This window comes from Sulfurifustis variabilis (assembly GCF_002355415.1).
Lineage (GTDB): Bacteria > Pseudomonadota > Gammaproteobacteria > Acidiferrobacterales > Sulfurifustaceae > Sulfurifustis > Sulfurifustis variabilis.
Window position 1 is genome coordinate 2,634,815 of the sequence record NZ_AP014936.1, and the last position, 22,423, is coordinate 2,657,237.

Below are 22,423 nucleotides of genomic sequence, written 5' to 3' on the forward strand. Positions count from 1 at the left end.
AACCGCCGTTCCGACCGACCTCGCGCCGCTCCGCCGTTCCGGCGCCGGGGTACTATGCTTGCGGGAGTGAGGATGCGGGTGGCCGTGGCCGAAGGGGCCGCTTCCCCGTCGCGTCCGGACGCCTCCGGGCGCCGAACGCCCGCCCTCTTCGATTCCGCGCTTCTCCGTGAGAAGCCAGCTACCGGTGACCACTGCATGACGACGCCATCCGGCAATTCCGCGACCGAATTCGAATTCATGTCCGGCCTGGTCCAGAACGTCTGGGACTTCACCGACATGACCCTCAAGACACGCTTCGCGCAGGCGCTCGAAAGAGGCGTCGCGCGCTACCCGATCTTCCGCTCGGTACGGATCGCCGCGCGCCGGGACCTGGAAGCGCTGTTCGACGATCTCGCGGTGAACCTCGGCTGGCGCGCGACGCGACTGGACACGGGCAACGTCATCCTCGACGCGGAAGGGCTCTTCGTTTCCGCGCGCGGATTCCGCAAGGCCGACTACGCCTCGTGCCAGTTCGCCATCTGGGCGAAGGACGTGGAATCGGCCGCGCGGGCGCGCGACGCGCTGCTGGCGCGCATCGGCGACGCGATCATCACCGAGCCGATGTTCTCCATCGACTGGCACTTCCTCACCGCCAAGAACGAGCTGGAAAACGCCGACATCGAGGAGATGGCCGACGACGTCCTGCACGACGCCGCGTACCCGGAGCTCGAAACCAGCCTCCCGGATTTCATCCACCGGTACCTCGCTTCTCCGGAGACGGTCCTGGTGCTCCAGGGTCCGCCCGGCACCGGGAAAACCCGCCTGATCCGCGCCATCCTCGCCGAGATCTCGCGCCGCAAGGCGGGCAACGCGCACGTGCTCTACACCGCCGACAAGCGCACGACGGAGAACGACGAGATCTTCGTGAAGTTCATCACCGGCTGGCACGACGTGTTCGTCGTCGAGGACGCCGACCACCTCCTGCGGCCGCGCGCCGAGGGCAACGAGAACCTGCACCGCTTCCTGACGATCGCCGACGGCGTCGTCCGGGCGCAGGGCCGCAAGATCATCTTCTCCACCAACCTGCCCAACATCGGCGACCTGGACGACGCCCTGATCCGCCCCGGGCGCTGCTTCGCCCGGGTGCACACGCGCGGGCTGGTGGCGGAAGAGGCGCAGCGCCTCCTGGAAAGCCTGAGCGGCGGAAGCCGCGACCGCGCGGCCGCGGCCTGGAGCCGGTTGCGCGCCTCGGCGGACAGGACGTACTCGCTCGCGGAGATCTACAAGACGCTCGAGGCCCGATGACGCTCCGCGATCACGGGGCGATCGGACGCCGGCGTCGGCCCCGCTGACCGGACCACCCGGGCCCGACGAGCCCCGATGCCGCCCGATCACTACGCGCAGTGCCCGAAGTGCGGCCACGCGCCGCCGAAGCCCCTCCCGGCGTCCGCCCGCTGCCCGGCGTGCGGAATCTACTTCTTCAAGTGGGAACGCGCGCAGGCCCCGCGGGCGAACGAGACCGGGCGCACCGGATCGGGGCCCCGCCTGCGCGACTGGGCCCGTTCGCTGCTCGACCCGCTGGATCGCCTGCATCCCGCGTACTTCTACGGGCGCTGTCTCGCGTTGCTGCTGCTGGCCGTCTGGAGCTGGCGCCTCTACGGTTACGACTACCGCTACGCCGAGATCAACGGCTCGTTCATGCACAACATCCTGTTGCCGATCCACGAGGCCGGCCACGTCTTCTTCCGCGTCTTCGGGGAGTTCATGAGCGTGCTGGGCGGCAGCCTGTTTCAGCTGCTGTTGCCGTTCGGTATCGGCGTCGCCTTCGTCGTCCGGAACCGCGACAACGTCGGCGCCGCCATCGCCCTATGGTGGACCGGCGCCAGCCTGCTCGACCTCTCGCCCTACATCTACGACGCACTGGTCCCGCGGATGATCCTGCTCGGCGGCCGGACCGGCGAGGACGGCGGGCACGACTGGATCTACCTGCTCGGCGCCTTCGGCGACTTGCGCAACGCGCAGCAGTGGGGGTCCGCCGCCCACCTCGCCGGGGGCCTGCTGATCCTGGTCTCGCTCGGCTGGGCGGCGGTCGTGCTGTGGAAACAACGGGAGCGGCTGGGCGACGGGGATTGACCGGCATCGACGACGGCACGGGGGCCCGAACGAAAAAGGCCGGCTTCGAGCCGGCCTTTTTCTTCAGGTGAAGAGCTTCGCCCAGGCGGGCATCTGCGGCGGCGGGTCGAAGGCCCCCTTCAGCTGACGGAACGACCGCACGAGCCTGGCGTAGTCCGCGTAGTCGCGATCGTAGTAGTAGAGGACCGGCGCCCGGTAGTTGATGGTGTAGAAGCCGGTCTTGTCGACGAAGCCGTGGGAGACGATGCGGATCCGGAGGCCGTCGTCGTTCTTGAATTCCATGACCAGCTGAAACGCCTGCTTGCCGTTGATGTGGGCCGGCTTGTTGCTCAGCACCTTGAGGCGCTCGAGCCCCGAGCGCTTGCGCAGCTCCGAGACATAGAGATCGGCGGCCTCGAGCGGCAGCATCTTGGGGGTGCTCTTCTTCTTGATGGTCGGGAACGCGGTGTCGGGATAGCGCCGCGTCACGGTGATGGAATGGATGCCCAGACCGTCCCGCGTCGCCGTCACCGCCTCGAGCAGGATGGTCTGCGGCTTGTCGTCGATCGTCACCCGCTCCCAGGTGTCGGCGGCGGTGGTGCGGCTCCAGCCCTCCGGCACGTTCATCTCGAAGCTGGTCGACTTCATGACCCGGTTGAGGTCGTCGGTCAGCGTCCAGTAGGGCGTCGGCGCGCAACCGCCCAGGACGACGACCGCGACCGACAGCAGCAACAGCTTTCTGATCATCTTGCCCCGACTCCCTGTTGTCACAATGAGCTCATGTACTGCTGCACGTAGGCCCGGTCACGCGCGTCTTTCGAGGCCAGGCTGAGATACTTGCCGAAATAGCGCCGGGCCTGGCCCTTGTTGCCCGTCTTCATGTAGTGCATGCCCAGGCTCTTGTAGGTGGGCGCGAAACGGGGCGACAGCTTTTCCGCCTTCTGCCAGGCCTGGAGCGCCCGGGCGGTGTCGCCCTTCTCGTCCCGGCGGCTGTAGGCCTCGCCGAGATAGTAATAGCCGGAGGCCGGGTAGTAACGGCGCAGCCCGGGATCTTCCATGACCAGGATGACGCTCTTGTAGCGGTCCTGACCGACGTCCTTGCGCAGGGCGTCGAGACGGATCGCCTGCATGACGCGGTTGTAGTCCTCCGCCCCGACGCGGCCGCCCTTCTTCCGCCGGGCGGACAGCTCCTTGAACGTCTCGATGCGCTCGACGAGCTGCGGATGGGACGAGAAGAAATACGGCTCCTCGATTCCCAGCGCCTTCACCTCGCTCGCGAGGTGCTCGAACACCTTGTGCGCTTCGTGCGGGTCGTAGCCGGCCTTGGTCAGCCGCTCGTAGCCCTTCATGTCGGCCTCCCGCTCCAGGTCGCGCGAGAACCCGCTGATGGACGACACGGCCGCGAGGCTCGCGAAGGGAATCCCCGAGACCGCGAAAGCGGAGAGGTTCTTGGCCGACACGCGCTGCCGGAAGCTGTGCTTCTCGATGAAATGGGCGGCCTCGTGAGCCAGCACGGCCGCCAGCTGCGCCTCGTTCTCCATCCGCGCGAGCAGGCCGATGTTGAAGTAGATGCTGCCGTTGGGCAGCGCGAAGGCGTTGAGCTGCGTGGAGTCGTAGAGGTGGACCTGGATCTTGCCCTTGAACTCCGGATAAAGACGGTCCATCACGCCCTGCAGGTAGGCGGTCGCGCGCCGGTCCTCGTAGATCTGGCCGCTGCGCTCGATGGTCGAGTCGACTCCGCTCGCCTCGTGCCACAGCCGGCGCTCCTTCTCGTGCAGGTTGGCCGTGTCGCCGGCGTTGGTGAACGACGTCACGCCGCCCGTCGTTGCGCAGCCGCTGGCAAGAAGCGACACGAGCACGAGTGCAATGGTCCTGTTCATCGCCGTATCCTCGACAGATTCCGCTTGGAGGTTCTTTTTCTCTCTCCCCTCGCCGGAGCGGAAGGGGAGCCGGTCCGCCCTACCGGACGTACGCCGCCCGGTACTTCTCGATTCCCGGGTACCACTCGAAGATTTCATTGACCATCTTGGCGGCGTCGCCCGGGTCGCGCAGGTTGGTGCTGCCCTCGCGGTATTCGCTGTTCATCCACAGCAGATCGCCCGTCCGGAGGTCGACCATGCCGATATGGATGAACGAATGGCCCAGCTGCGGCGCCGGGCCGGTGAACATATTGAGGATCGGGATGTGGCCGGCGACGGCCCGCGCCTTGCGCCCGGCCGTGGACGTGTGATCGCGACCGTAGACCATGATCGCGGCGTCCGCGCCGGTCTGGGCGGCGATCGCCCGCAGGCCCGGGCCGATGCCGTAGTCGAAGCGCCTGATCTTGTGTTCCCAGCCGATCTTCGATGCGGTGTTGACCACCAGTTTGTACAGCGCCATATGCTCGTCGAGATTGTCGGCGCTGGCGCCCGAGAACCGCGGCGCCGCGATCTCCGTCAGGCCGGGCTGCTTGCGTATCGCCGCCGAAAGCGCCCTGAAGACGCTCTGGCTCGCCTCCTTGCTCCAGTCCGGCACCTCTTCCTCGACGCCGCCGGCGCTGACCTCCACCACCTCGACGGCCACGGGCAGGACCACCACTTTCCGGGGCAGCGCGGGCTTGCCCGACAGCCACTTGTAGTGGACCCAATGAGGCGTCTCGGCCGCCTGCCCCGCGATCGGCGGGACGGCAAGGAGCAGCATGGTGGCGAGCAAAAACAGCGGTTTGCGAGCGAGCACGTCCTGTCTCTCCCTTGATGGTCGCATTCTGGTTAGCCCTTAAAAAATAGTACGCGTCGGGTCCCGGTCAAGGACGAACGGCCCCGGTCGCGCCTGGGCGCGGAGAATTCGACGGGAAGCGTCGCGTGCGGCGATCGGCGCCCGACATGCCGCGATCGATGTCGATGCGCTGCGCGATCGCGCGATTGACGACGGTCAACACACCGCGGTTTTGCTCCCCCGGGTCGCGGGAACTATGCTCCGTTGAGCGGGAAATACACGGAGGTCCTTTGAGCAACAGAACGTTTCTTGCCCGGCTGCGCAAGGAACTGCCGGCCTGGGTGGAACAGGGCTGGATCGCGCCCGGCGGTGACCGCGCGATCCTCGACGACGTCGGCGCGCGGGGCGGCGGAGCGCCCTACCTCACCTACGCCTTCTCGCTCCTCGGGGTCCTGCTGCTCGGCTCCGGCATCGTCACGTACTTCGCCGCCAACTGGGGCGGCATCCCGAAGCTCGTCAAGCTGATCGTCCTCTTCGGCTCCATGTGGCTCGCCTACGGCGCGGCCTGGCAGGCGCTGCGCAGCGAGCACGCGCCGCTCCTCGGGCAGGCGCTGCTGCTCCTCGGCGTGCTCCTCTACGGCGCGAACATCATGCTGATCGCGCAGATCTATCACATCGATTCGCACTTCCCGAACGGGGTGCTGATGTGGTCGGTCGGCGCACTGGTCGCCGCGTACCTCGCGCGCTCGCAACCGGCGCTCGTCGCCGCCATCGTGCTCGCGTGGCTCTGGACCACGCTCGAGCACAACCACTTCTGGACGCGCCGCGACGTGCACTGGCCGTTCCTGTTTCTCTGGGCCGCCTTCCTGCCGCTCATCTACCGGCACACGTTCCGCGCCGCGCTGCACGTGGCCCTGATCGCCCTGCTCGTCTGGAGCGTGTACGTCTTCGCCTTCGGCGATCTACACGCGGGCAGCCGGCTCTACCTCGTGCAGTTCTATTTCCTCGCCTGGCTCGCGCTGTTCCTGCTCGGCATGGTGTTCGCCACCTCCGATCGGCTCGCCGCGTTCGCCCGCCCGGTCCAGCGCTACGGCATCTTCGCCGCGCTCGTCAGCGCCTACATGCTCACCTGGCCGCATCTGCACACCGGCCGCTGGTCGCAGTGGAGCGAGCCCGCGACGCGCAGCGTCGGCGACGGCCGCTGGATCGCGCTGGTCCTCGCCGGTCTCGGCGCCGTGGTCGCGCTCGGTCTGTGGCACCGCGCCCGCACGTCCGGCAGCGAGCGCCCGGCGTTTCTCGAGTGGGGCCAGGTGCTGATCGGCGCCCTCGTGCTGTTGCTGCTCGCGAATCTCTTCCTGCGCCCGGCGACCGGCGGCACCGTGGCGATCGGCTTCAACCTGCTCTTCTTCGCCGGCATGGTCTGGCTCATCTACGCCGGCATGCACGGCGACGACCGCTTCCTCGTGAACCTCGCCTTCGTGTTCTTCGGCGCCGCCCTGATCACGCGCTACTTCGACACCTTCTGGACGCTGCTCGACCGCTCGTTCTTCTTCATGGCCGGCGGCCTCGCGCTCATCGCCGGCGGGTATTTCCTGGAACGCAAGCGCCGGCAGATCACGGGCGAGATCCTGTCCCGCCGCGCAGGAGGCGTGTCGTGAGCATCGGACGCCGCGTCGCCCTCGTCGTCGTGCTGCAGACGCTCGCGCTGCTCGCCATGGTCGGCCTGAAGCAGTACACCCTCTCCACCGGCGTGCCGGTCGTCCTGAAAACCGAGCCCATCGACCCGCGCTCGCTCTTCCGCGGCGACTACGTGCGCCTGAACTACGCGATCAGCCAGCTCGCCCTCGAGCGGCTCGCGGGCGACGACGCCTTCGAACGCGGCGATACCGCGTACGTGCTGGTCAGGCAGGGGAACGAGTACTGGGAGCCGGTGTCCGTGCACGGCCGTATGCCCGATGCCCCCGCCGGCCAGGTCGCGATCAAGGGCCGGGTGGAATACGTGAACGGGTTCATGTGGCAGGGCGCCGGCAGACCGGCCGTTCCCGGAAAGACGATCGCCGTGAAGTACGGCATCGAGAACTACTTCGTCCCCGAAGGCGAGGGCCGGGCACTCGAACGGCCGAAGCCCGGCGAAACGGTTTCCATCCGCGTGGTCGTGGACAAGTACGGGAACCCGGGGATCAAGGCGGTGCTGGTCAACGGAAAGGAACGATACGTCGAGAAGGTCCTCTAGCGGTCGCCGCGATCGCTAATCCTGTCGCTCCGATCTCCTTCAGAAGTCGCAACCCGAAGGCTTCGGTCCTTCCGTTTCGACGCCGGCGCCAAAGCCGGCGGGCGGAACGACCGCGGCGAAGCCCCGAGCGGGCGATCCGCGGAGCGCCCGGCCGTAGCCGCCGGTGTTCAGGTGCGCGCGCACCCAGACGACCGTGTCGGCGCCGATCGGGACCGGTCCCCCGGATCGCGTGAACGGCTGCTCGTCGACGTGACTGTGCGCGAGCACGTGCCGGTAGAGGAGACGCCCGTCCTCGCTCACGACCTCCCACCAATCCGCATAGCGATCGCAGCCGGTGTCGGGGCTTCGGACCGTCACCTGGAATTCATACGCACCCGGCCCGCCCGTGACCCGCACCGCCAGCACGGCGGGCAGCGCCTCCGCCTGCGTCGCCGCCGGGGCGACGAGCGCGCGCGCGGCCTCGCCCTTTTGCGCGCTCTCCTCCATGCGGGCGGCGGCATACCGGTCCTGTCTTTCCTTCGCCGCCACCTTCGTCTCGTTTTCCCCGACCGCGGTCCTCGCGCGGGCGGCATCCGCAACCGCCGGCGGCTCGGCGGCCGGCGCGGCCACCCGCTCCTCGGCCGCCTTCGGCGCGGTCTGCGCGCTCGACTCGCGCGGCGCCTCGGCCTCGCGCGCCAGCATGAGCTCGGCGGGATCGCTCCCCCGCTCGTCCATGATCCGTAGACCGACGCCGACGGCGATCACGACCGTGGCCGCGAGCGAGAGCGGCACCGCCCAGCGCCTCGCCCGGCGCCGACTCGTCACCGGCGCCTCGGCGCGCGCGAGGATCTCGGCGTCGAGCGCGGATGGCGGCGTTTCGCGCGACGCCGACCGATAGAGATCCGAGAGCGGGCCGCCGCTTGGCGCGCCGCTCCGGTCTTCCGGGTTCCTATTCATGGGTGCCTCCACGGCGGACGCCGCCGTCCCGGCCGCGCCCGAGGACCGGCGCGAGCGCGCGCCGGAGCTTGGCGATCGCGTAGCGGTACCGGCTCTTGGCCGCCTCGACGCCGGCCCCCGTCACGTCCGCGATCTCCTCGAGCGAGAACCCCGCCTCCTCGCGCAGCAGGAAGGCCTCACGCTGCTCGACGGGCAGCCGCTCGAGCGTCTCGAGGAACCGCTGGCCCATGCGCTTGCGCTCCAGCTCGTTGTCCGGCTGTTGCAGCGCGTCCTCGGGGAACGCCTCGAGGAGCGGATCGTCCGGGTCCGCGTTGTTGAACGCGCGCCCGGTCCCGGTCCGCCGGTAATGGTCGATCAGCCGATTGTGCGCCAGGCGGTACAGCCAGGTCGTGAACTTCGCCTGGACCTCGTAGCGCTCGCGGGCGCGGATCACATTCGTCCAGACGTCCTGGTAGAGATCCTCGGCCACCGACGCGGGACGGACCTGGCGCAGGAAGTAGCGGTAAAGCGGTCCCTTGTGGCGCGCATACAGCACGGCAAAGGCGGCCGACTCGCCCGTCGCATAGCGTTTCATCAGGTCTTCGTCGGAAGCCGGGTTGTCCATGTCTTCTTAACGCGCGACACCGCCCACGGGGTTAAGCGCGGCCTATCCTAAACCGTTCCCGCCCCCGGGCGCACCCGCCCGACCGCCTGTGTCCTGTCATTGCGAGGAGCCGCAAGGCGACGAAGCAATCTGCGTTTCATGGATCGAAACGGGGACGGCTTCGCTTTGCTCGCCATGACAGCGAAGCCGCGTTTCCCTGGTTAACCCGGCCGGCGCGCGGGCGCGTTCATAGTCACCGACACGGGACGGCAACCACGCTCCCAACACCAACGACTAACCAGGAGACGACCATGAAGCCACTCGTTCGCGCCCTGCCGGCCGCCCTTGCCGCCGCCCTGCTGCCGCTCGCCGCCCTCTCGGGCGCCGAGACGCGCTCCACCCTCGCCGACCAGAAGAGCGTCGCGGTCACGATCTACAACCAGGATCTCGCGCTCGTGCGCGACGTGCGCCACGTCCCGCTCCCGAACGGCGACGCCATCCTCGCCCTGCGCGACGTCTCCGCCCGGATGCGGCCGGAGACGGCCCTGCTGAGGAGCTTGAGCAGCCCGACCGGCCTCAAGACGCTCGAGCAGAACTTCGACTTCGACCTGCTCACGCCGCAATCGCTCCTGCAGAAATACGTCGGCCGCACCGTCCGGGTGGTGAAGACGCATCCGACCACGGGCGCGGAGACCGTGCAGGAGGCCGAGGTGCTGGCCGCGAGCCAGGGCGTGGTGCTCCGGATCGGCGATCGCATCGAAACCGGCGTCCCCGGCCGCCTCGTCTTCGACGACGTGCCGGCCAACCTGCGCGACCGCCCCACGCTCTCCGTGCAGCTCCGGAACGGCGGGGCGAAGGCCCAGGACGTCGAGCTGAGCTACCTGACCGGCGGCCTCTCCTGGAAGGCCGACTATGTCGCGACGCTCAACGGGCCGGACGACGCCGTCGCGCTCAACGGCTGGGTGACGCTCACGAACGAAAGCGGCGCCACCTACCGCGACGCGAAGCTGCAGCTGGTCGCGGGCGACGTGAACCGCGTGCGCGACGTGCGCATGGAGGAGAAGTTCCAGCGCCTCGCGGCGTCGGTCGCGCGCGAGGCGACGAGCGACATGGCGCAGCAGGAGCTCTTCGAGTACCGGATGTACACCCTGCCCCGGACCACGACCATCGCGGAGAAACAGACGAAGCAGGTCGCGCTGCTGTCGGCGCCTTCCGTGGCCGTCAGGAAGGAGCTCGTGCTCCAGGGCAACGACTACTATTACAGCTCGCACATCGGCGAGCTCGGCCAGAAGATGAAGGTCGGGATCTTCCTCGAGCTCGCGAACCGCAAGGCGGACGGTTTGGGCATGCCGCTGCCGGCCGGTGTCGTCCGGGTCTACAAGGCGGACGGCAGCGGACGGGCGACCTTCGTCGGCGAGGACCGCATCGATCACACGCCCGAGAACGAAAAGGCGCGCCTGCGCCTCGGCGACGCCTTCGACGTGACGGGCCACAAGGTGCAGACGGACTTCGAGGTGGTGTCGAAGCGCGTGTTCGAGAGCGCGTACCGCGTGACGATCAAGAACGCGAAGAAGGAGCCGGTCACCGTGCTGGTGCAGGAGCCGATTCCGGCCGACTGGAAGATCCTGAACGAGTCCCACCCGCACGCCAAGAAGGCGGCGAACACCGCCGTGTGGTCCCTCGCCGTTCCGCCGCTCGGCGAAACGACGCTCACCTATCGCGCCCGCGTGCGGTACTGAGGAGCAGCCGTTTGCGGAGCGGCCGGACCGACACACCCACCCACCGGGCGGCGGCCACGGCCGCCGCCCGCAGGGACGGCCCGACTAGTACGCCGCGCTGGACAGCTTCGGGTCGATCTGCCAGATCTCGTTGACGAGCCGGCCGTCGCGGTAGGTCAGGGCGTAGCGGACCTTGATGGTGTTCTTGCCGCTGAACTCGACGTTCGCCGTCACGGTGCTGCCCTGCGGGTTCGCGCTCTCCTCGAGCTTCGCCACGCTGACCTTGAGCGGCGCATTGGCCTTCGCGAACTTGCTCCAGACGCCGCGTATCTCGTCCGTCCCGGCGTACGTCCCGTTGAGCGGACCGCCGATCCATTCGAAGCGGGCCTTGTCGCCGTAGGCGGCCATGATGTCGTCGACCTGGCCGGCGGCGATCGCGTCGAAGTGCCGTCGTGCGTCGTCCGAAGCCCCGGCGAGGGCATGGGTGACGGAAAGCGCCATCACGACGGCGCCGGCGGCGAGCGAAAGAGTACGCATGGATGAGCTCCTCAACGGTGGTTGATGTCGGTTGGCGCGCGGATGCGCGCCTCTCGCATCGCTAACAGTCGGGAGCGGACTTTATTCCCGGCGAGCGACTGCCCGCGGCATCCGCGGGCGCACCGGTTGCAGAAAATGAGTCGGTCGAGGGCGCAGATTCGTTTTTCCGCGCCGCCGACCGGGTCGTGCGTCATTTTTTTACCTGCTCCGGCCGCTCAGCGCCCTCCCCCGCTCACCGTGGGCGCGCCGCCGCCGTCGCCGCCCGTGACCGGCGTGCCGCGGCGTGCGGCCTCGTACTCCTGCCGGTCCAGCAGGGCGTCGCCATTGGTGTCGGAGCTGACGAAACCCAGGCCGCGAACCGACTCGGCCTCGCCCTGCTCGATCAGACCGCTGTTGTTGGTATCGATTTCGCTGAAGGACGGCCAGTCGCTCGAGCCGCCCGGGATGTCCCGGGCCCCACTCCCCACATCGGCCGCGAACGCGGCCATCGGCACGGCACAGAAAGCGAGGGTGAGAAAAACCTTTCGCGTCGCGTTCATGGACACCTCCTTGATGAGCACATGATCGAAGGACGCCGCGTCCCCTGGCGCCGTCGTCTTCGTCGAGTGCACGGCCTCGACGTCGACGCAGGCAATGGGATCCGGAGACAGAGGCGTTCCTGCTAGTGACTGATGCGCTTCATCGAGGTTCGGCGACGTTCGCCACTTGCGGCGGCTACAGGCCGCATGCCCGCGTGCGTTCCGCGTCGAACCCGGCGGCTCCCGATGGATTCGGGTAATCGCCAATACGCTGCTGCTTGTGTTCGCGCGAGGCGCGGCATAGGCTCGCTCGCTCGCGTTTCCTCGCGCCAAGTTCTCGGGCGCGAATAACGTCGCGGGCGTCCGCATCCGGCGGGATGCGCCGCCCGGCGGCTCACAGCATGTCCGGGAGGAACTGCTTGCGCCGGCTGATAATCTTGCCGGACACCATGAACACCCCGTCGCCCGTGTAGTGCAGGGTCTGCGGATACTTCGGCGATACCGCGGCCTGCGCCTGCACCACTTCCCAGATGAAGAAGTTGTACTTGCGGACCAGGCTGTCGTCGACGAGCTGGCATTCGAAGTGCGCGTAGCACTCGCGGATCAGCGGCGCCCCCACCTCTCTCGCCTTCTCGGCCGTCAGTCCGAAACGGTCGAACTTGTCGATCTCGGCGCCGCTCGTGTTGCCGATGCCGACCACCTCGTCGGTGAGCGCCGTCGTGGGCACATTGATGACGCATTCGCCGCTGCGGCGGACCATGTCGAAGCTGTGATTGCTGCCCGCGATCACGCAGCCGATCAGGGAGGGCGAGAACTCCATCACCGTGTGCCAGCCCATGGTCATGATATTGTGGCGGCCGTTCAGGGCCGACGAGACGAGGACAATGGGCCCCGGTTCGAGGTAGCGGCGCACCTTGTCGAGCGGGAGGCTCTTCTTCTGGAAATGTCTTTTCATCCGTTTGACCCTTGCCGATCCGGCGACCGTGACGATCGTATCGCGGAGAGCGCAGGTAACTCCATCGGAGTCCGGACGGGCCAAGCCCCCGAGCCGAGTGCTTTTCGGGCTCCAGGCGTGTTCAGCGCCGCATTTCATCCTCGGCGCTCGCCGTGGAATGCGACCCCCGGGACCACGCTGCGGCCGCCGGGGGTCTTTCCAAGCGGAAACGATCAGCCGCTCGAGTACAGCGGATCCGGCGAGACGTAGACCTTGATATCCCGGCCATCGAGGGTGCCGGCCGGCGCGATCTCCTTGAGGTCGAACACGCGGCCGGTGCCGTAGGTGTCGAAGAGCCACTCGAAGGCGTTGCCGCCGACGGTGAACCGGACGATCTCGCCGCCCTCCACGTTGACGTGCTTCGTGTCGGCGCCGATCGCAATGGTGCGATCGGCGCCGCGCGCCTGCGGACGGGCGTCCGGTATACCGTCGTGCACCGGCGTGCCGAGGTCCGATATCGCCCGGGACGGCATGGCGAACGAGGGCGCCGAGACAACACCGGCGACGAGAAGGGAAACGATGGGGAAACGCAGCCTGCTCATGACTATCTCCTGAGTGAATGAAAGTCTGACCCGTCGGGTCTCTCCGATGGCATCGGCCCGGCGCCGTCCCGCACGATCCGATCCGTCCGGGCGCGGTCGCACTCGCCGCGAGGACCCCGGCCGCGGATTTCCTTCCCCCGCGCCGGCATCGCGTCGCCGAGCCATCGTTACAGGAGTAGATCGTTGCGGGCGACGATCTATTACCGACTGCCGTCGATCGGCATCGCTACGCCGCGGCGACGCGCACGAGATCGGCGAGGGTGGTACCGGTCGCATCGGGCGCGAACCCCAGCTCCTCGCGCGGCAGGCCGAGACGGTTGACCCAGAACGTCGGATACCCGAACGCCTTCGCTCCGGCGGCATCCCAGCCGGCGAACGCGACGAACAGGATTTCGCGTTTATCCAGGCCGAAGGTCTCCGTCGCCAGCCGATAGGCGCGGGGGTCGGGCTTGTAGGTCCGGATCCGGTCGGTGCTGAGCACGTGATCGAACAAGCCCTCGAGGCCGGCGGTCCTGATACCGCTCTCCAGCATCGCCGCCGTCATGTTAGAGAGAAACGCCAGCTTGAACCCGCTTCGCTTGAGCGCCGCGAGCGCTCCTGGTGCGTCCGGCCAGGCCTTGAGCTCCAGGTAGGCCTGCATCAGCGACCCACGCTTGTCCGCCGTCAGGTCGAGCTTCAACAGCTTCGTCGCGTACACGAGCGCGTCTTCGGTCGCCTCCCGGAAATCGGCGTACTGCCCCGACAGCGCCCGCAGCCACTGGTACTCGAACTGCCGCGTGCGCCAGGCGTTGCCGAGCTCGGCGCCGCGACCGGGAAACAGTCGCTCCGCCAGGGCGAAGACCGGCCGCGGATCGAACACCGGAAACGCGTCGAACGCGATCGCTCTGATGCCCGACCGCGGGGCGGCGGTGGCCCGAGAGATCGGCCCCAGGACGCCGGCGGCGGCGCCCGCCGCAAGCAGGCCCAGGAACGTACGACGATCGTGTGGCATGGCGCGCTCTCCTGTCCGGTGATGTTCGGGAAGGCACGCGCCGAAAAACGCTCGCGGACCTTCAACCGATACTACCGGGCGGCGCCCGCCGCTATTTCCAGGACAGGAGCAAAAAATTCGGTAATAAATCGCCGCGCACCCGGGTCTACGGAGCACGCACGGCGGATTGCTTACTGGTGAACACGGTCGACGAGAATCGACAAGTCCGGCGCGGGATTTGGCCATCCGGACGGCGGCGGCCCTTGCGCTGTGGAATTTTTTTTCGCCCCGCGAACTCCCGAAACTCGGGTCAGTCACAGTAAGTAGCCGGACCTCGATCCGAACCACAGTCCTAACCGACAGTGGCCTCATCGAGATACCCCGCGAAGGGGAAAGGCTGTTTTGGAGGTAACTCCATCAGAGTCCGGTCGGCTCAGCCCCGAAAGGGGCTGAGTCCTTTTTTTGCCCGGAAAACCTCGAGAGTAGACTGCCGGACCCTCCGTACTCGGAGAACCTCGCGGGCCGTTCAAAAAGCTAGCGAACCAGATCGCGCCGATTTTTCTTCAGCCATCCCGAGACTTCCCGCAGCAACTGCTCCGCCTCACGGATGCAGCTTTCGGCGGAGATGTCGTCGACGTCCTCCCCGGTTGTAGTCCGACAGGTTTCGCTTGCGTCTCAACGTGTCCGGCACTGCCAGGCGGTCACCGGACAACCCGATCGTCGTTGGCAATGCCTGCACTAAGGTCATGTGACGCCCCGGCCGGTTGGTGTCGGGCCGAAAGCCATTGGCCATCAGGGCCACGACGGCGGTTTGCATGATCGCCTTGTAAGCGACATCGAAACGGGATTCGGCGCTGACCTGCTTTACGCGAGAGTCGGCCAGGTTCCGTCGGGCCGCGTCCAGCAGCGTCCCTACTTCGTCGCGTCAGTGATTTATCTGCCCGATCTTTAACAAGTTCTCCAAGGTCATCCGCTGTCCCTATCAAGAATAGTTTCGGTTCCCTGATAACCCGTGCGACGAATCGATCGCCTTCTTTCTGCTTCCTCAGAAAATCACTTCTTGGCATCACCACCGGATTGATCTCCCGGCCCAGACGCTCGTGCGTCGGTGCAACCGCCTTGACGACGTAGGTGAACGATACGGACCCGACGACAAACACATCCACGTCGCTCGTTACCCGCTCCTTGCCTTGGGCGACCGAGCCAAAAACGAACGCAAGATCGATCTCGGAGGCCAAGGGTGTCAACGCCTCGCGCAAGACGTCGGCGAGACCGACGGTTTTTCGCGCAATGCCGCAAAGCTCCCGGAAGAGCGGCGACTTGGGATTTGCCTGATAGTGTTTTTCTGGGCTCCAACGCGGGTGACGGTCCAGTCCGCTGTCGACGAGCCGTGCCAGCTCGCGCTGGACGGCACCCGATCCGCCGCCGGCGAGCCTGATCACCTCCGTAGCGAAAAAACTCCGTTCCGGCTGACCGAACAAATACCCCAGCACTCGCTGTTGCACGGTCGAGAAAAGGGCATCGGCCAGCCCCTCGGAAGTCGCCTCTCGTCAGGGCGCGCTACCCCGGTGGCCGGCTTCGAAGGACCGCATACAGCGCGTTCCGGAGCGCGACGTCCCGCGGATCGCCGGTGAGCGATGTGCCCATGCGGTTGGTGACGTAGGCGTAGCCGATGCCGGCCTTCGGGTCGGCGAAGCCGAGCGAGCCGCCCGCACCGGGGAATCCGAACGATCCCTCGTTTCCCATCGGCCACGAGGGGCTCGACTTCATGAAGCCGAGCGAGAACTGCACTTCGGCCAGCATGCACTCGTCGTAGAAGCCGCGGGTCGGCGGAACGGCCGGGGCCGTCAGCGCGGACAGCGTTTCCGTACGGAGCTTCAGTTCGCGTCCTCCGGTCGCGAATTCACTGTACGCGCGCGCAATGGCACGCGCCGTGCCCACGCCCCCGCCGGAGGGCACCTCGAAGTTGCGGGCGTAGATGCGCTGCCGATCGTGGCAAAGCTGCGAACCGGCGAGCGCGCGCACGATGTTTGCGCGCGGGCGCAACGTGGCAAGTGCCAGTCGGAACGGGAACCCGGTCAGCCGCGCGACGAGGCTCGGGCTCACGATCCTCGCCAGCCGGGAATCCGGGATCGACTCGGGCAGGCGGATGTAAAAGTCGATTCCCAGAGGCGTCGCGACCTCGTCCTGAAAGAATTGCCCGAGGGTACGGTGCCGCGGATCCACCCGGCGGAGGATCTCGCTCTGGTAGTAACCGAGCGTGATCGCGTGGTAGCCCTGCCGCGTGCCCGGCTCCCAGGCGGGCTTCTGGCGCGCCAGCACGACCGCCAGACGATCGGGGTCGGCGATCAGGCTCCGGTCCGTCTGCTCGTCGAAAGCAAACAGGCCGGCCTGGTGCGCAAGCAGCTGGCGAACGGTAATTCCTGCCTTCCCCTCCTGGGCGAACTCCGGCCAGTAAGTCGAGACGCGCTCCTCGTAATCGAGCCAGCCGCGCGAATGGGCGATCGCCATCGTCATTGCCGCAAGCCCCTTGGTCGTCGAGTAGACGACGACCATGGTGTCCTCCTCCCACGGCCCGCCGGTCACCCTGTCGCGCACGCCGCCCCAGAGGTCGACCACCTTCTCGCCCCGGTGGTACACGCAACAGGCGCCGCCGAGCTCGTACCGCCGCGCGAAGTTTTCGGCGAACGCGTTCCGCACGGCCTCGAAGCCCGCGCTCACCTGTCCCTCGATACGCACGTCGGAATGTTTCACGCTCGCCCTACTCTTGCGCCGGAGCGGAACCCGGTGGTTTCACGGATGACGCGGCGATGGGTGCTACGACACGTTCTCAGAATATTCGAAAACTCTGACTGTCATCGCGATGACCGCGGCCGGACGAAAGCAATGATATGGTTGCCGTTTTGTCCCACGGAAGCGATCGATCGCATGGACCCCGTCAAGGCATGGCGCCACTCGTTCAGCGCCGTCAAGGCGCTCGCACTCGGGAGGGAGTCGGTCGGCGACCGGCTGCGCGAGGCGTACTTCGAGCACCTGAAATTCATCTCCTCGAATCCCGACGTCCCACCGGCGCTTCAAGACGAGCACCGCGAGCTGCTCGGCGAGCTCGGCCGGCTCTACCCGACCCGTCGCGTGCGCAAGGTGGACAAGGACAAGGCCGCCCAGCTCGCGAAGCGGGTCGTGTCCTTCTACGACAGACTGCTGAAGGCGTTGGCGTCGCCATGACGACCGAACGCGCGCTCTCCGACGTGCTCCAGGTGATCGCGGTCATCAGCGCGGCCGACGGTCCGCTCCCGGACCGGATCGGCATGGCGTACTGGTCGCACCTCACCGAAACGCGCTTCGACGGCTTTCCCGAGGATCGCAAACTGGAGTTCGAGCGCATCCAGCGGGACCTGAAGCGGCTTTATCCCGAGCCGGGCAGGTACGAGCACGTCACCTACATGCAGGCCTTCGAGCTCGCGCGTCGCATCGTCTGCGCCTACGACAAGCTGCACACCGAAAAGAACATCTACATGGCGAGCGGGGAGTAATCCGGCTTCACGATACTCCGCCGGAATACCGAGAACCGGGAAGAAAAGGAAATCCATTTCTCGGTTCCCTCTTCCGCCGCTCCGCTTCAGAGCAGCTCCCCCTGAGCGATCGGGATTACGCGGCCGCCCACGCTCACCTCGAAAGCCCCGTCGACGATTCGCGCCCGCAGCAGCACCAGCGACGGCCGCCGTATTTCATAACCCTGCTCGATCCGTAGCGAAAAAGCGGGCTCGGGGAAGAACCGATGCTCCAGCAGATAAGCGCCGAGGAACGCCGCCCCGTTGCCCGTCGCCGGGTCTTCGCGCACCCCATGCGCTTCGAAGAAGAACCGCGCGCACAGGTCGTTCCCGGCATGATGGGTCTCGCGGCAGAAAAGGTAGACGAGGGGCGGAAAGCCTTCGGCCATCAGCCCGGCGTAGGCGCCCAGATCGAGCCGGCTGCGCCGAAGCGCATCGAGGCTGCGCAGCGGGACGATCATGACCGACGTGCCGGCGGAGAGCTGCTGCACCGGGAGCGCGGCCTCGATGTCTTCCGGCGATATGCCGAGCGCGGGCGCCATCCGTTCCCGGCTGCAGGTCGCCCCCAACGCCATGGGCGGCGCGAGAAACCAGGCGGCCTCCGCCCCGTCGGCGGACGACTCGAACATGACGGGCACCTGCCCCACCGCCAGGTTGAGCGGCACCGTCGGGCGGACGTCGCGCGCGAGGTGAAGGCGGACGACCCACGCGGTGCCCAGTATCGGGTGGCCGGCAAACGCGATCTCGCGCGCCGGCGTGAAGATCCGGACACGGTACCCGCCGTCGCTTTCCATCGTCGGCGCCACGAAGGTCGTTTCCGAAAAGTTCATCTCGGCCGCGATCTGCTGCATGGCATCGTCGGCCAGTCCATCGGAGGCGATCACGACCGCGAGCGGATTCCCCGTACAGGGCCGCTCGGCGAAGACATCGACGAGGTACAGGCGATGGGACACGGTCTACGCGGGAAACGGGGCCCGGGCTCTCTTCAGATGGAAAAAGCGCATTGGAGAGCAATATTAACGTCTATTCCGTTCCGGCCCTCATTTTTTTCACGAGACCGGAGTACGCCTAATTGAGCTCGAGCGCCTTGCCGTTCATCTTGCCGTGCAGCTCCCGGCCGCTGGCCGTGAGAAAAATCCGTTCACCCAGGACCTTGCCTTCCACCGGGACGATCTGGCCTTCGGACCGCAGCGTTCCCGAAAGCTTCTGGTAGGGCTGCCTGAGCGACAACTCGCCCTGCGGGACCCGGTGCGTGCCGGCGACCCGCGCGGGCACGATCCACAGGAGCGCCGTGCAGTACGTGCCGGTGCAGCCGTCGCTGCTGTCCAGCCTCGCGGTCGCATCGGGCTCCCAGTCGCCCATCGGGAACGTGTTGGACACGATGCGCGTGCCGGGCTTGAGGCTCAGTATCTTGTCCATCAGCCTCGCGTTGATGTCCGGCAGGAGAAACATGGTGATGACGGTGGCCCGGGAAAAGTCCGATTCGAAGAGATCCGCTTTCACGAACTCCGCCTCTCCCGCGACGCCCTCCCGTTCGGCATTCTTCCGCGCAAGCGCCACCATGTCCGGGTTGTACTCGATCCCGAGCGCCCGCGCGCCGCGCTTCGCCGCCGTGATGACCGTGCGCCCGTCGCCGGAACCGAGATCGATCACGTAGTCGTTCGGCGTCACCTCCGCCATGTCGAGCATCTTGTCGACCAGCGGCTGCGGCGTGGGAACCCATACGACATCCTTGCCTTCCTGCCCCACGGCCGGCTCGTACGCCGGCGCGGATGTCTGCGCCTGTTCCGCCTGTGCGCCGACGCCGACCGCGCCCAGAGCAAGCGCCAATACCAGTAAACGTACCCAGCGTGCTGCGGTCATTGCCTGGCCTCCAGTCCATGGACGGAATCGAATGCCGCGCGATGCGTTTGCAGGGCCGCGACAGATGGTTGGTTGGACCGGCCGTTCGATTGCAGGTGCGCCGCGCACGAATAAGCAGCGGCACTCGCAAGGACATTCGAAATGGACCGGTGCAGCAGTTCGTTAATTCTCCCTCTCCCTCGATGGGAGAAGGTTCGGGAGAGGGTGATCACTCGCCGGCACACGCATGTAAATGATTGGCTGCAACTCTCTTTCGACCCCCTCTCCCCGTCCCTCTCCCGCAGGGGGAGAGGGGACCATGTAGTGAACTTCCCTCTCCCTTGATGGGAGGTTGGGGCGAGGGCGGATTCTCAGGCTGCGCTCAATGTCATGATTGGCCGCAACGCTTGTTCAGCCCCGCTCTCTCCGGCAAGTGAAGACGCAGCCATGTCTCCCTCTCCCTTGATGGGAGAGGACTGGGGAGAGGGTGGATGGCGCTATTGCGCCGCCATGCTCTCGGGCCGCAGGCGCTGATAGTGTTCGAGCACCTTCGGGACGTAGAGGAGCGTCTCGGGATAAGGCGGGATGGTGTTGCCGCGACTGATGACCGCGGGTTCCCCGGCGTTGTACGCGGCGAGCGCCAGCGAAAGGTCCCGCTTGAAACGTCTCAACAGAACGCCGAGGTGCCGCGCGCCCGCGCGGATGTTCTGCTCAGGATCGTAGGGATCGGTGCAGCCGTAGTGGCGGGCGATCGCGGGCATCAGCTGCATCAGCCCGCGCGCGCCTTTAGGGGAAACCGCCCGCGGGTTGTATGCCGACTCCACCGCGATGACGGCGTGAAGGAGCGCCGCGTCGACCTTGTAGCGCTCGGCCGCTTCCTGGATGACGCGATGAAAACGACGCGCCGGCGCGGACAGAAACCGGGTTCGCACGCCGGAGGCGCCGTGGTGCTTCACGCGCACCATGTGGGTCGGGCGATCGGAAGCGATCCGGTTCGCCGTGTCTTTCGCGTCCGCCGATGCGCCCCCATGTGCCCATACGCCGAGCGGAAGCCCGCTGAGTAGAGCGATGCCTATCGATGACAGCCCTTTCATCGGCCGCTCCGGACCATCCTTGATCCTGCACCGGTTCTATTACAGCAGCCGCGGTGCTGGCCAGTAGGAAAAGCCGGTAGCGGGCGGAGTTTCGCCCGGCAAACGGCAGGGGCGATGTCCGGGGAGACGCCAGCCGGCCCGACGGGGCCGTCCCGGCCGAGCGACCCGGCGGACCTCCCGCCCGCGCGCCCCGCGGGCCGTCATACGATCCCGGACGGAATCACAGCATGGCGAGGCTCGAGCGATCCGGGTTGCCGAGAAACGGTGAAGAGACGAGCGGGTCGGGCGGATTACAAGCGAAGCTGCGGTCTGGCCCGGGCTATGCGCCCAGGCAACGAATCACCGCTCCCGGTAGTACATCCGCATGGCGATCGGCGCGAACACGGCGGTCACGACCGCCGAGGCGGCCAGCACCCAGAGGACGTCGGCCACCGCGACGCCGCCGTGCATCAGGCCGCGCGAGGCGGACGCGAGGTGGCTCACCGGGTTGAGCGCGACGATCGTCTGCAGCCAGCCGGGCATCGTCGCCGGGTCGACGAAGATGTTGCTGACGAACGTCAGCGGGAAGAGGAACAGGAAGCTCGTGGTCATGACCGACTCGGGCGTGCGCACGAGAAACCCGAGGATGATCCAGATCCACGAAATGCTCGACGCGAACACGAGCATCAGCGCGATCGCGAGGATCACGCCGGGCACGCCGGCCTCGGGCCGGAAGCCGAGGATCAGCCCGACGATCATCACCACCACGCCCGCGAGCGAGTAGCGCGACAGGTCCCCGAGCAGCGCGCCCATGATGGGCGCCGGCTGCCAGATCGGCAGCGACCGGAAGCGGTCGAACAGGCCCTTCTGGATGTCGGTGTTGAGGCCGACGCCGGTGTACACCGTCAGGAACACGATGGTCTGCACGACGATCCCGGGGAGCAGGTACTGAAGGTACGCCTGCGTCGAGCCCGCGAGCGCGCCCCCGAAGAGATACGTAAAGAGCACCGTCATCATGATCGGGAACACCATGACGTCGAAGAGCTGAAACGGCACGTGCTTGATCTTGAGCATCGCGCGCCAGCCGAGCGTCAGCACGGCCGACAGCGCGCTCGGCGGCCGCGGGCGCTCCCCGTGCGTGAAGGCGCGGTGCAGCGAGGTGTCGTTCATGCGGCCTCCTCGCTCCTCCGTTCCTCGGCGGCGTGCCCGGTCAGCGCGAAGAACACATCGTCCAGGCTCGGCTGCGCCAGCGCGAACTCGGCGACGGTGACGCCCTGCGCGGCGAGCGCCGCGAGCGCCTGCGGGACCTGCTCGTCGCGGATCACCTTCGCGGCGAGCGCGAGGAAATCGCCGTCGTCGTGGATCTCACCCCCGAGCACCTGCCGGAGCACGGCCTCCGCGGCGGCGCGCTGCGCGCGGTCCGCGACCCGCACGTGCAGCGTGCGCTGGCCGCAGGATTCCTTGAGCTCGCGGCTCGTGCCCTCGGCGATCAGGCGGCCGTGGTCGATCACGGCCAGGCGGTCGGCGAGCCGGTCCGCCTCCTCCAGGTACTGCGTGGTAAGCAGCACCGTCGTGCCCTCCCCCGCGATCGCCCGCACGACGTCCCACACCTGGTTGCGGCTGCGGGGATCGAGGCCGGTCGTCGGCTCGTCCAGAAACAGCAGCTCGGCCCGGAGCACCAGGCTCGCGGCGATATCGAGCCGCCGGCGCATGCCGCCCGAGTACGTCCGCACCTGGCGCCCGGCGGCCTCGGCGAGCCCGAAGGCCTCGAGCAGCTCTCTCGCCCGCGCCCGCGCACCGGCCCAGGTGAAGCCGAGCAGGCGCGCGACGAGCACGAGGTTCTCGTGGCCCGTCAGGTCCTCGTCCACGGAAGCGAACTGGCCCGTGAGGCTCACCTTGGCGCGGACGGCGGCGGCGTCCCTGACCACGTCGTGGCCGAGGACCGATGCGGAACCCCCGTCCGGCTTGAGCAACGTCGCGAGCACCCGGATCGTCGTGGTCTTGCCGGCCCCGTTCGGGCCGAGCAGGCCGTATACGGCGCCGCGACCGACCTCGAGATCGATCCCGTTCACCGCGCGCGTGCTGCCAAAGGTCTTCTGCAGATTCCTGGTTTCGATGGCGGGTGTCATCCTGGCATCTCT

The 22,423-nt window shown here is 67.3% G+C and carries 24 protein-coding genes; 7 read left to right on the forward strand and 17 right to left on the reverse strand.

Annotated features, from left to right (window positions below; genetic code table 11):
* Positions 1-195: 195 nt before the first annotated feature.
* A complete protein-coding gene (locus tag SVA_RS12695) occupies positions 196-1,284 on the forward strand; it encodes an AAA family ATPase (protein WP_169924082.1) in 1,089 nt (362 codons plus the stop codon).
* Between the two features lie 75 nt (positions 1,285-1,359).
* Positions 1,360-2,112: a hypothetical protein gene (locus SVA_RS12700; RefSeq protein WP_096461576.1), complete on the forward strand. Its 753-nt coding sequence runs from the start codon at positions 1,360-1,362 to the stop codon at positions 2,110-2,112.
* 63 nt (positions 2,113-2,175) lie between these two features.
* Here SVA_RS12700 and SVA_RS12705 read toward each other — a convergent pair whose 3' ends face one another.
* The 3 genes from SVA_RS12705 to SVA_RS12715 all read right to left on the reverse strand — a co-directional run bounded on the left by SVA_RS12705 (position 2,176) and on the right by SVA_RS12715 (position 4,806).
* Positions 2,176-2,838, reverse strand: a complete 663-nt coding sequence (locus SVA_RS12705) for a hypothetical protein (protein WP_096461577.1) — start codon at positions 2,836-2,838, stop codon at positions 2,176-2,178.
* A gap of 20 nt (positions 2,839-2,858) precedes the next feature.
* Positions 2,859-3,971: a M48 family metallopeptidase gene (locus SVA_RS12710; protein WP_169924083.1), complete on the reverse strand. Its 1,113-nt coding sequence runs from the start codon at positions 3,969-3,971 to the stop codon at positions 2,859-2,861.
* Between the two features lie 79 nt (positions 3,972-4,050).
* Positions 4,051-4,806 carry a hypothetical protein gene (locus SVA_RS12715; RefSeq protein ID WP_096461579.1) on the reverse strand — a complete coding sequence of 252 codons (756 nt, stop codon included), beginning with the start codon at positions 4,804-4,806 and terminating at the stop codon, positions 4,051-4,053.
* Positions 4,807-5,075: 269 nt separating this feature from the next.
* On the opposite strand from SVA_RS12715, the gene SVA_RS12720 reads away from it, so the two are divergent.
* Both SVA_RS12720 and SVA_RS12725 read left to right on the forward strand, forming a co-directional pair.
* Positions 5,076-6,443, forward strand: a complete 1,368-nt coding sequence (locus tag SVA_RS12720; protein WP_169924084.1) for a DUF2157 domain-containing protein — start codon at positions 5,076-5,078, stop codon at positions 6,441-6,443.
* Positions 6,440-7,018, forward strand: coding sequence for a GDYXXLXY domain-containing protein (locus SVA_RS12725; RefSeq protein WP_096461581.1), 579 nt, complete (start codon positions 6,440-6,442; stop codon positions 7,016-7,018). The genes SVA_RS12720 and SVA_RS12725 overlap by 4 nt, the downstream gene beginning before the upstream one ends.
* Positions 7,019-7,057: 39 nt before the next feature.
* On the opposite strand, the gene SVA_RS19935 is transcribed toward SVA_RS12725, so the two are convergent.
* Positions 7,058-7,954 (reverse strand): hypothetical protein, encoded by an 897-nt coding sequence (locus tag SVA_RS19935; RefSeq protein WP_179948792.1) that lies wholly within the window; start codon positions 7,952-7,954, stop codon positions 7,058-7,060.
* Positions 7,947-8,558, reverse strand: coding sequence for an RNA polymerase sigma factor (locus tag SVA_RS12740; protein ID WP_096461582.1), 612 nt, complete (start codon positions 8,556-8,558; stop codon positions 7,947-7,949). The genes SVA_RS19935 and SVA_RS12740 overlap by 8 nt, the downstream gene beginning before the upstream one ends.
* 290 nt (positions 8,559-8,848) lie before the next feature.
* Between SVA_RS12740 and SVA_RS12745 the strand changes: the two genes are divergently transcribed.
* A complete protein-coding gene (locus SVA_RS12745) occupies positions 8,849-10,276 on the forward strand; it encodes a DUF4139 domain-containing protein (protein ID WP_096461583.1) in 1,428 nt (475 codons plus the stop codon).
* Between the two features lie 84 nt (positions 10,277-10,360).
* Here the strand turns inward: SVA_RS12745 and SVA_RS12750 are convergent, their stop codons facing one another.
* From SVA_RS12750 to SVA_RS12785, 7 genes are all read right to left on the reverse strand, one after another.
* Positions 10,361-10,792, reverse strand: coding sequence for a nuclear transport factor 2 family protein (locus SVA_RS12750; protein ID WP_096461584.1), 432 nt, complete (start codon positions 10,790-10,792; stop codon positions 10,361-10,363).
* 215 nt (positions 10,793-11,007) lie between these two features.
* Entirely contained in the window at positions 11,008-11,331 is a 324-nt protein-coding gene (locus tag SVA_RS12755; protein WP_148665465.1) for an EF-hand domain-containing protein, read from the reverse strand.
* Positions 11,332-11,704: 373 nt separating this feature from the next.
* A complete protein-coding gene (locus SVA_RS12760) occupies positions 11,705-12,265 on the reverse strand; it encodes a flavin reductase family protein (protein ID WP_096461586.1) in 561 nt (186 codons plus the stop codon).
* 212 nt (positions 12,266-12,477) lie between these two features.
* Positions 12,478-12,846 (reverse strand): CzcE family metal-binding protein, encoded by a 369-nt coding sequence (locus SVA_RS12765; RefSeq protein ID WP_096461587.1) that lies wholly within the window; start codon positions 12,844-12,846, stop codon positions 12,478-12,480.
* A gap of 226 nt (positions 12,847-13,072) precedes the next feature.
* A complete protein-coding gene (locus SVA_RS12770; protein WP_096461588.1) occupies positions 13,073-13,837 on the reverse strand; it encodes a haloacid dehalogenase type II in 765 nt (254 codons plus the stop codon).
* Between the two features lie 680 nt (positions 13,838-14,517).
* The gene (locus SVA_RS12780; RefSeq protein WP_197703190.1) at positions 14,518-15,258 is read right to left on the reverse strand and encodes a nucleotidyltransferase domain-containing protein; all 741 of its coding nucleotides are present in this window, start codon (positions 15,256-15,258) and stop codon (positions 14,518-14,520) included.
* Between the two features lie 118 nt (positions 15,259-15,376).
* The gene (locus SVA_RS12785; protein ID WP_096461589.1) at positions 15,377-16,570 is read right to left on the reverse strand and encodes a serine hydrolase domain-containing protein; all 1,194 of its coding nucleotides are present in this window, start codon (positions 16,568-16,570) and stop codon (positions 15,377-15,379) included.
* Positions 16,571-16,744: 174 nt separating this feature from the next.
* Here SVA_RS12785 and SVA_RS12790 point away from each other — a divergent pair, with 174 nt between their 5' ends.
* Both SVA_RS12790 and SVA_RS12795 read left to right on the forward strand, forming a co-directional pair.
* The gene (locus tag SVA_RS12790; protein WP_148665467.1) at positions 16,745-17,041 is read left to right on the forward strand and encodes a hypothetical protein; all 297 of its coding nucleotides are present in this window, start codon (positions 16,745-16,747) and stop codon (positions 17,039-17,041) included.
* Positions 17,038-17,349: a hypothetical protein gene (locus SVA_RS12795; protein ID WP_096461591.1), complete on the forward strand. Its 312-nt coding sequence runs from the start codon at positions 17,038-17,040 to the stop codon at positions 17,347-17,349. Before SVA_RS12790 ends, SVA_RS12795 begins: the two co-directional genes overlap by 4 nt.
* 86 nt (positions 17,350-17,435) lie before the next feature.
* Here SVA_RS12795 and SVA_RS12800 read toward each other — a convergent pair whose 3' ends face one another.
* The 5 genes from SVA_RS12800 to SVA_RS12820 form a co-directional block, all read right to left on the reverse strand.
* A complete protein-coding gene (locus tag SVA_RS12800; protein WP_096461592.1) occupies positions 17,436-18,320 on the reverse strand; it encodes a PhzF family phenazine biosynthesis protein in 885 nt (294 codons plus the stop codon).
* A 115-nt stretch (positions 18,321-18,435) separates the two neighbouring features.
* Positions 18,436-19,230 (reverse strand): SAM-dependent methyltransferase, encoded by a 795-nt coding sequence (locus SVA_RS12805; protein WP_096461593.1) that lies wholly within the window; start codon positions 19,228-19,230, stop codon positions 18,436-18,438.
* A gap of 476 nt (positions 19,231-19,706) precedes the next feature.
* Complete coding sequence (locus tag SVA_RS12810) at positions 19,707-20,303, reverse strand: lytic transglycosylase domain-containing protein (protein WP_096461594.1); 597 nt, start codon at positions 20,301-20,303, stop codon at positions 19,707-19,709.
* A 339-nt stretch (positions 20,304-20,642) separates the two neighbouring features.
* Positions 20,643-21,452 carry an ABC transporter permease gene (locus tag SVA_RS12815; protein ID WP_096461595.1) on the reverse strand — a complete coding sequence of 270 codons (810 nt, stop codon included), beginning with the start codon at positions 21,450-21,452 and terminating at the stop codon, positions 20,643-20,645.
* Positions 21,449-22,411, reverse strand: coding sequence for an ATP-binding cassette domain-containing protein (locus SVA_RS12820; RefSeq protein WP_096461596.1), 963 nt, complete (start codon positions 22,409-22,411; stop codon positions 21,449-21,451). The genes SVA_RS12815 and SVA_RS12820 overlap by 4 nt, the downstream gene beginning before the upstream one ends.
* Between the last annotated feature and the right edge of the window lie 12 nt (positions 22,412-22,423).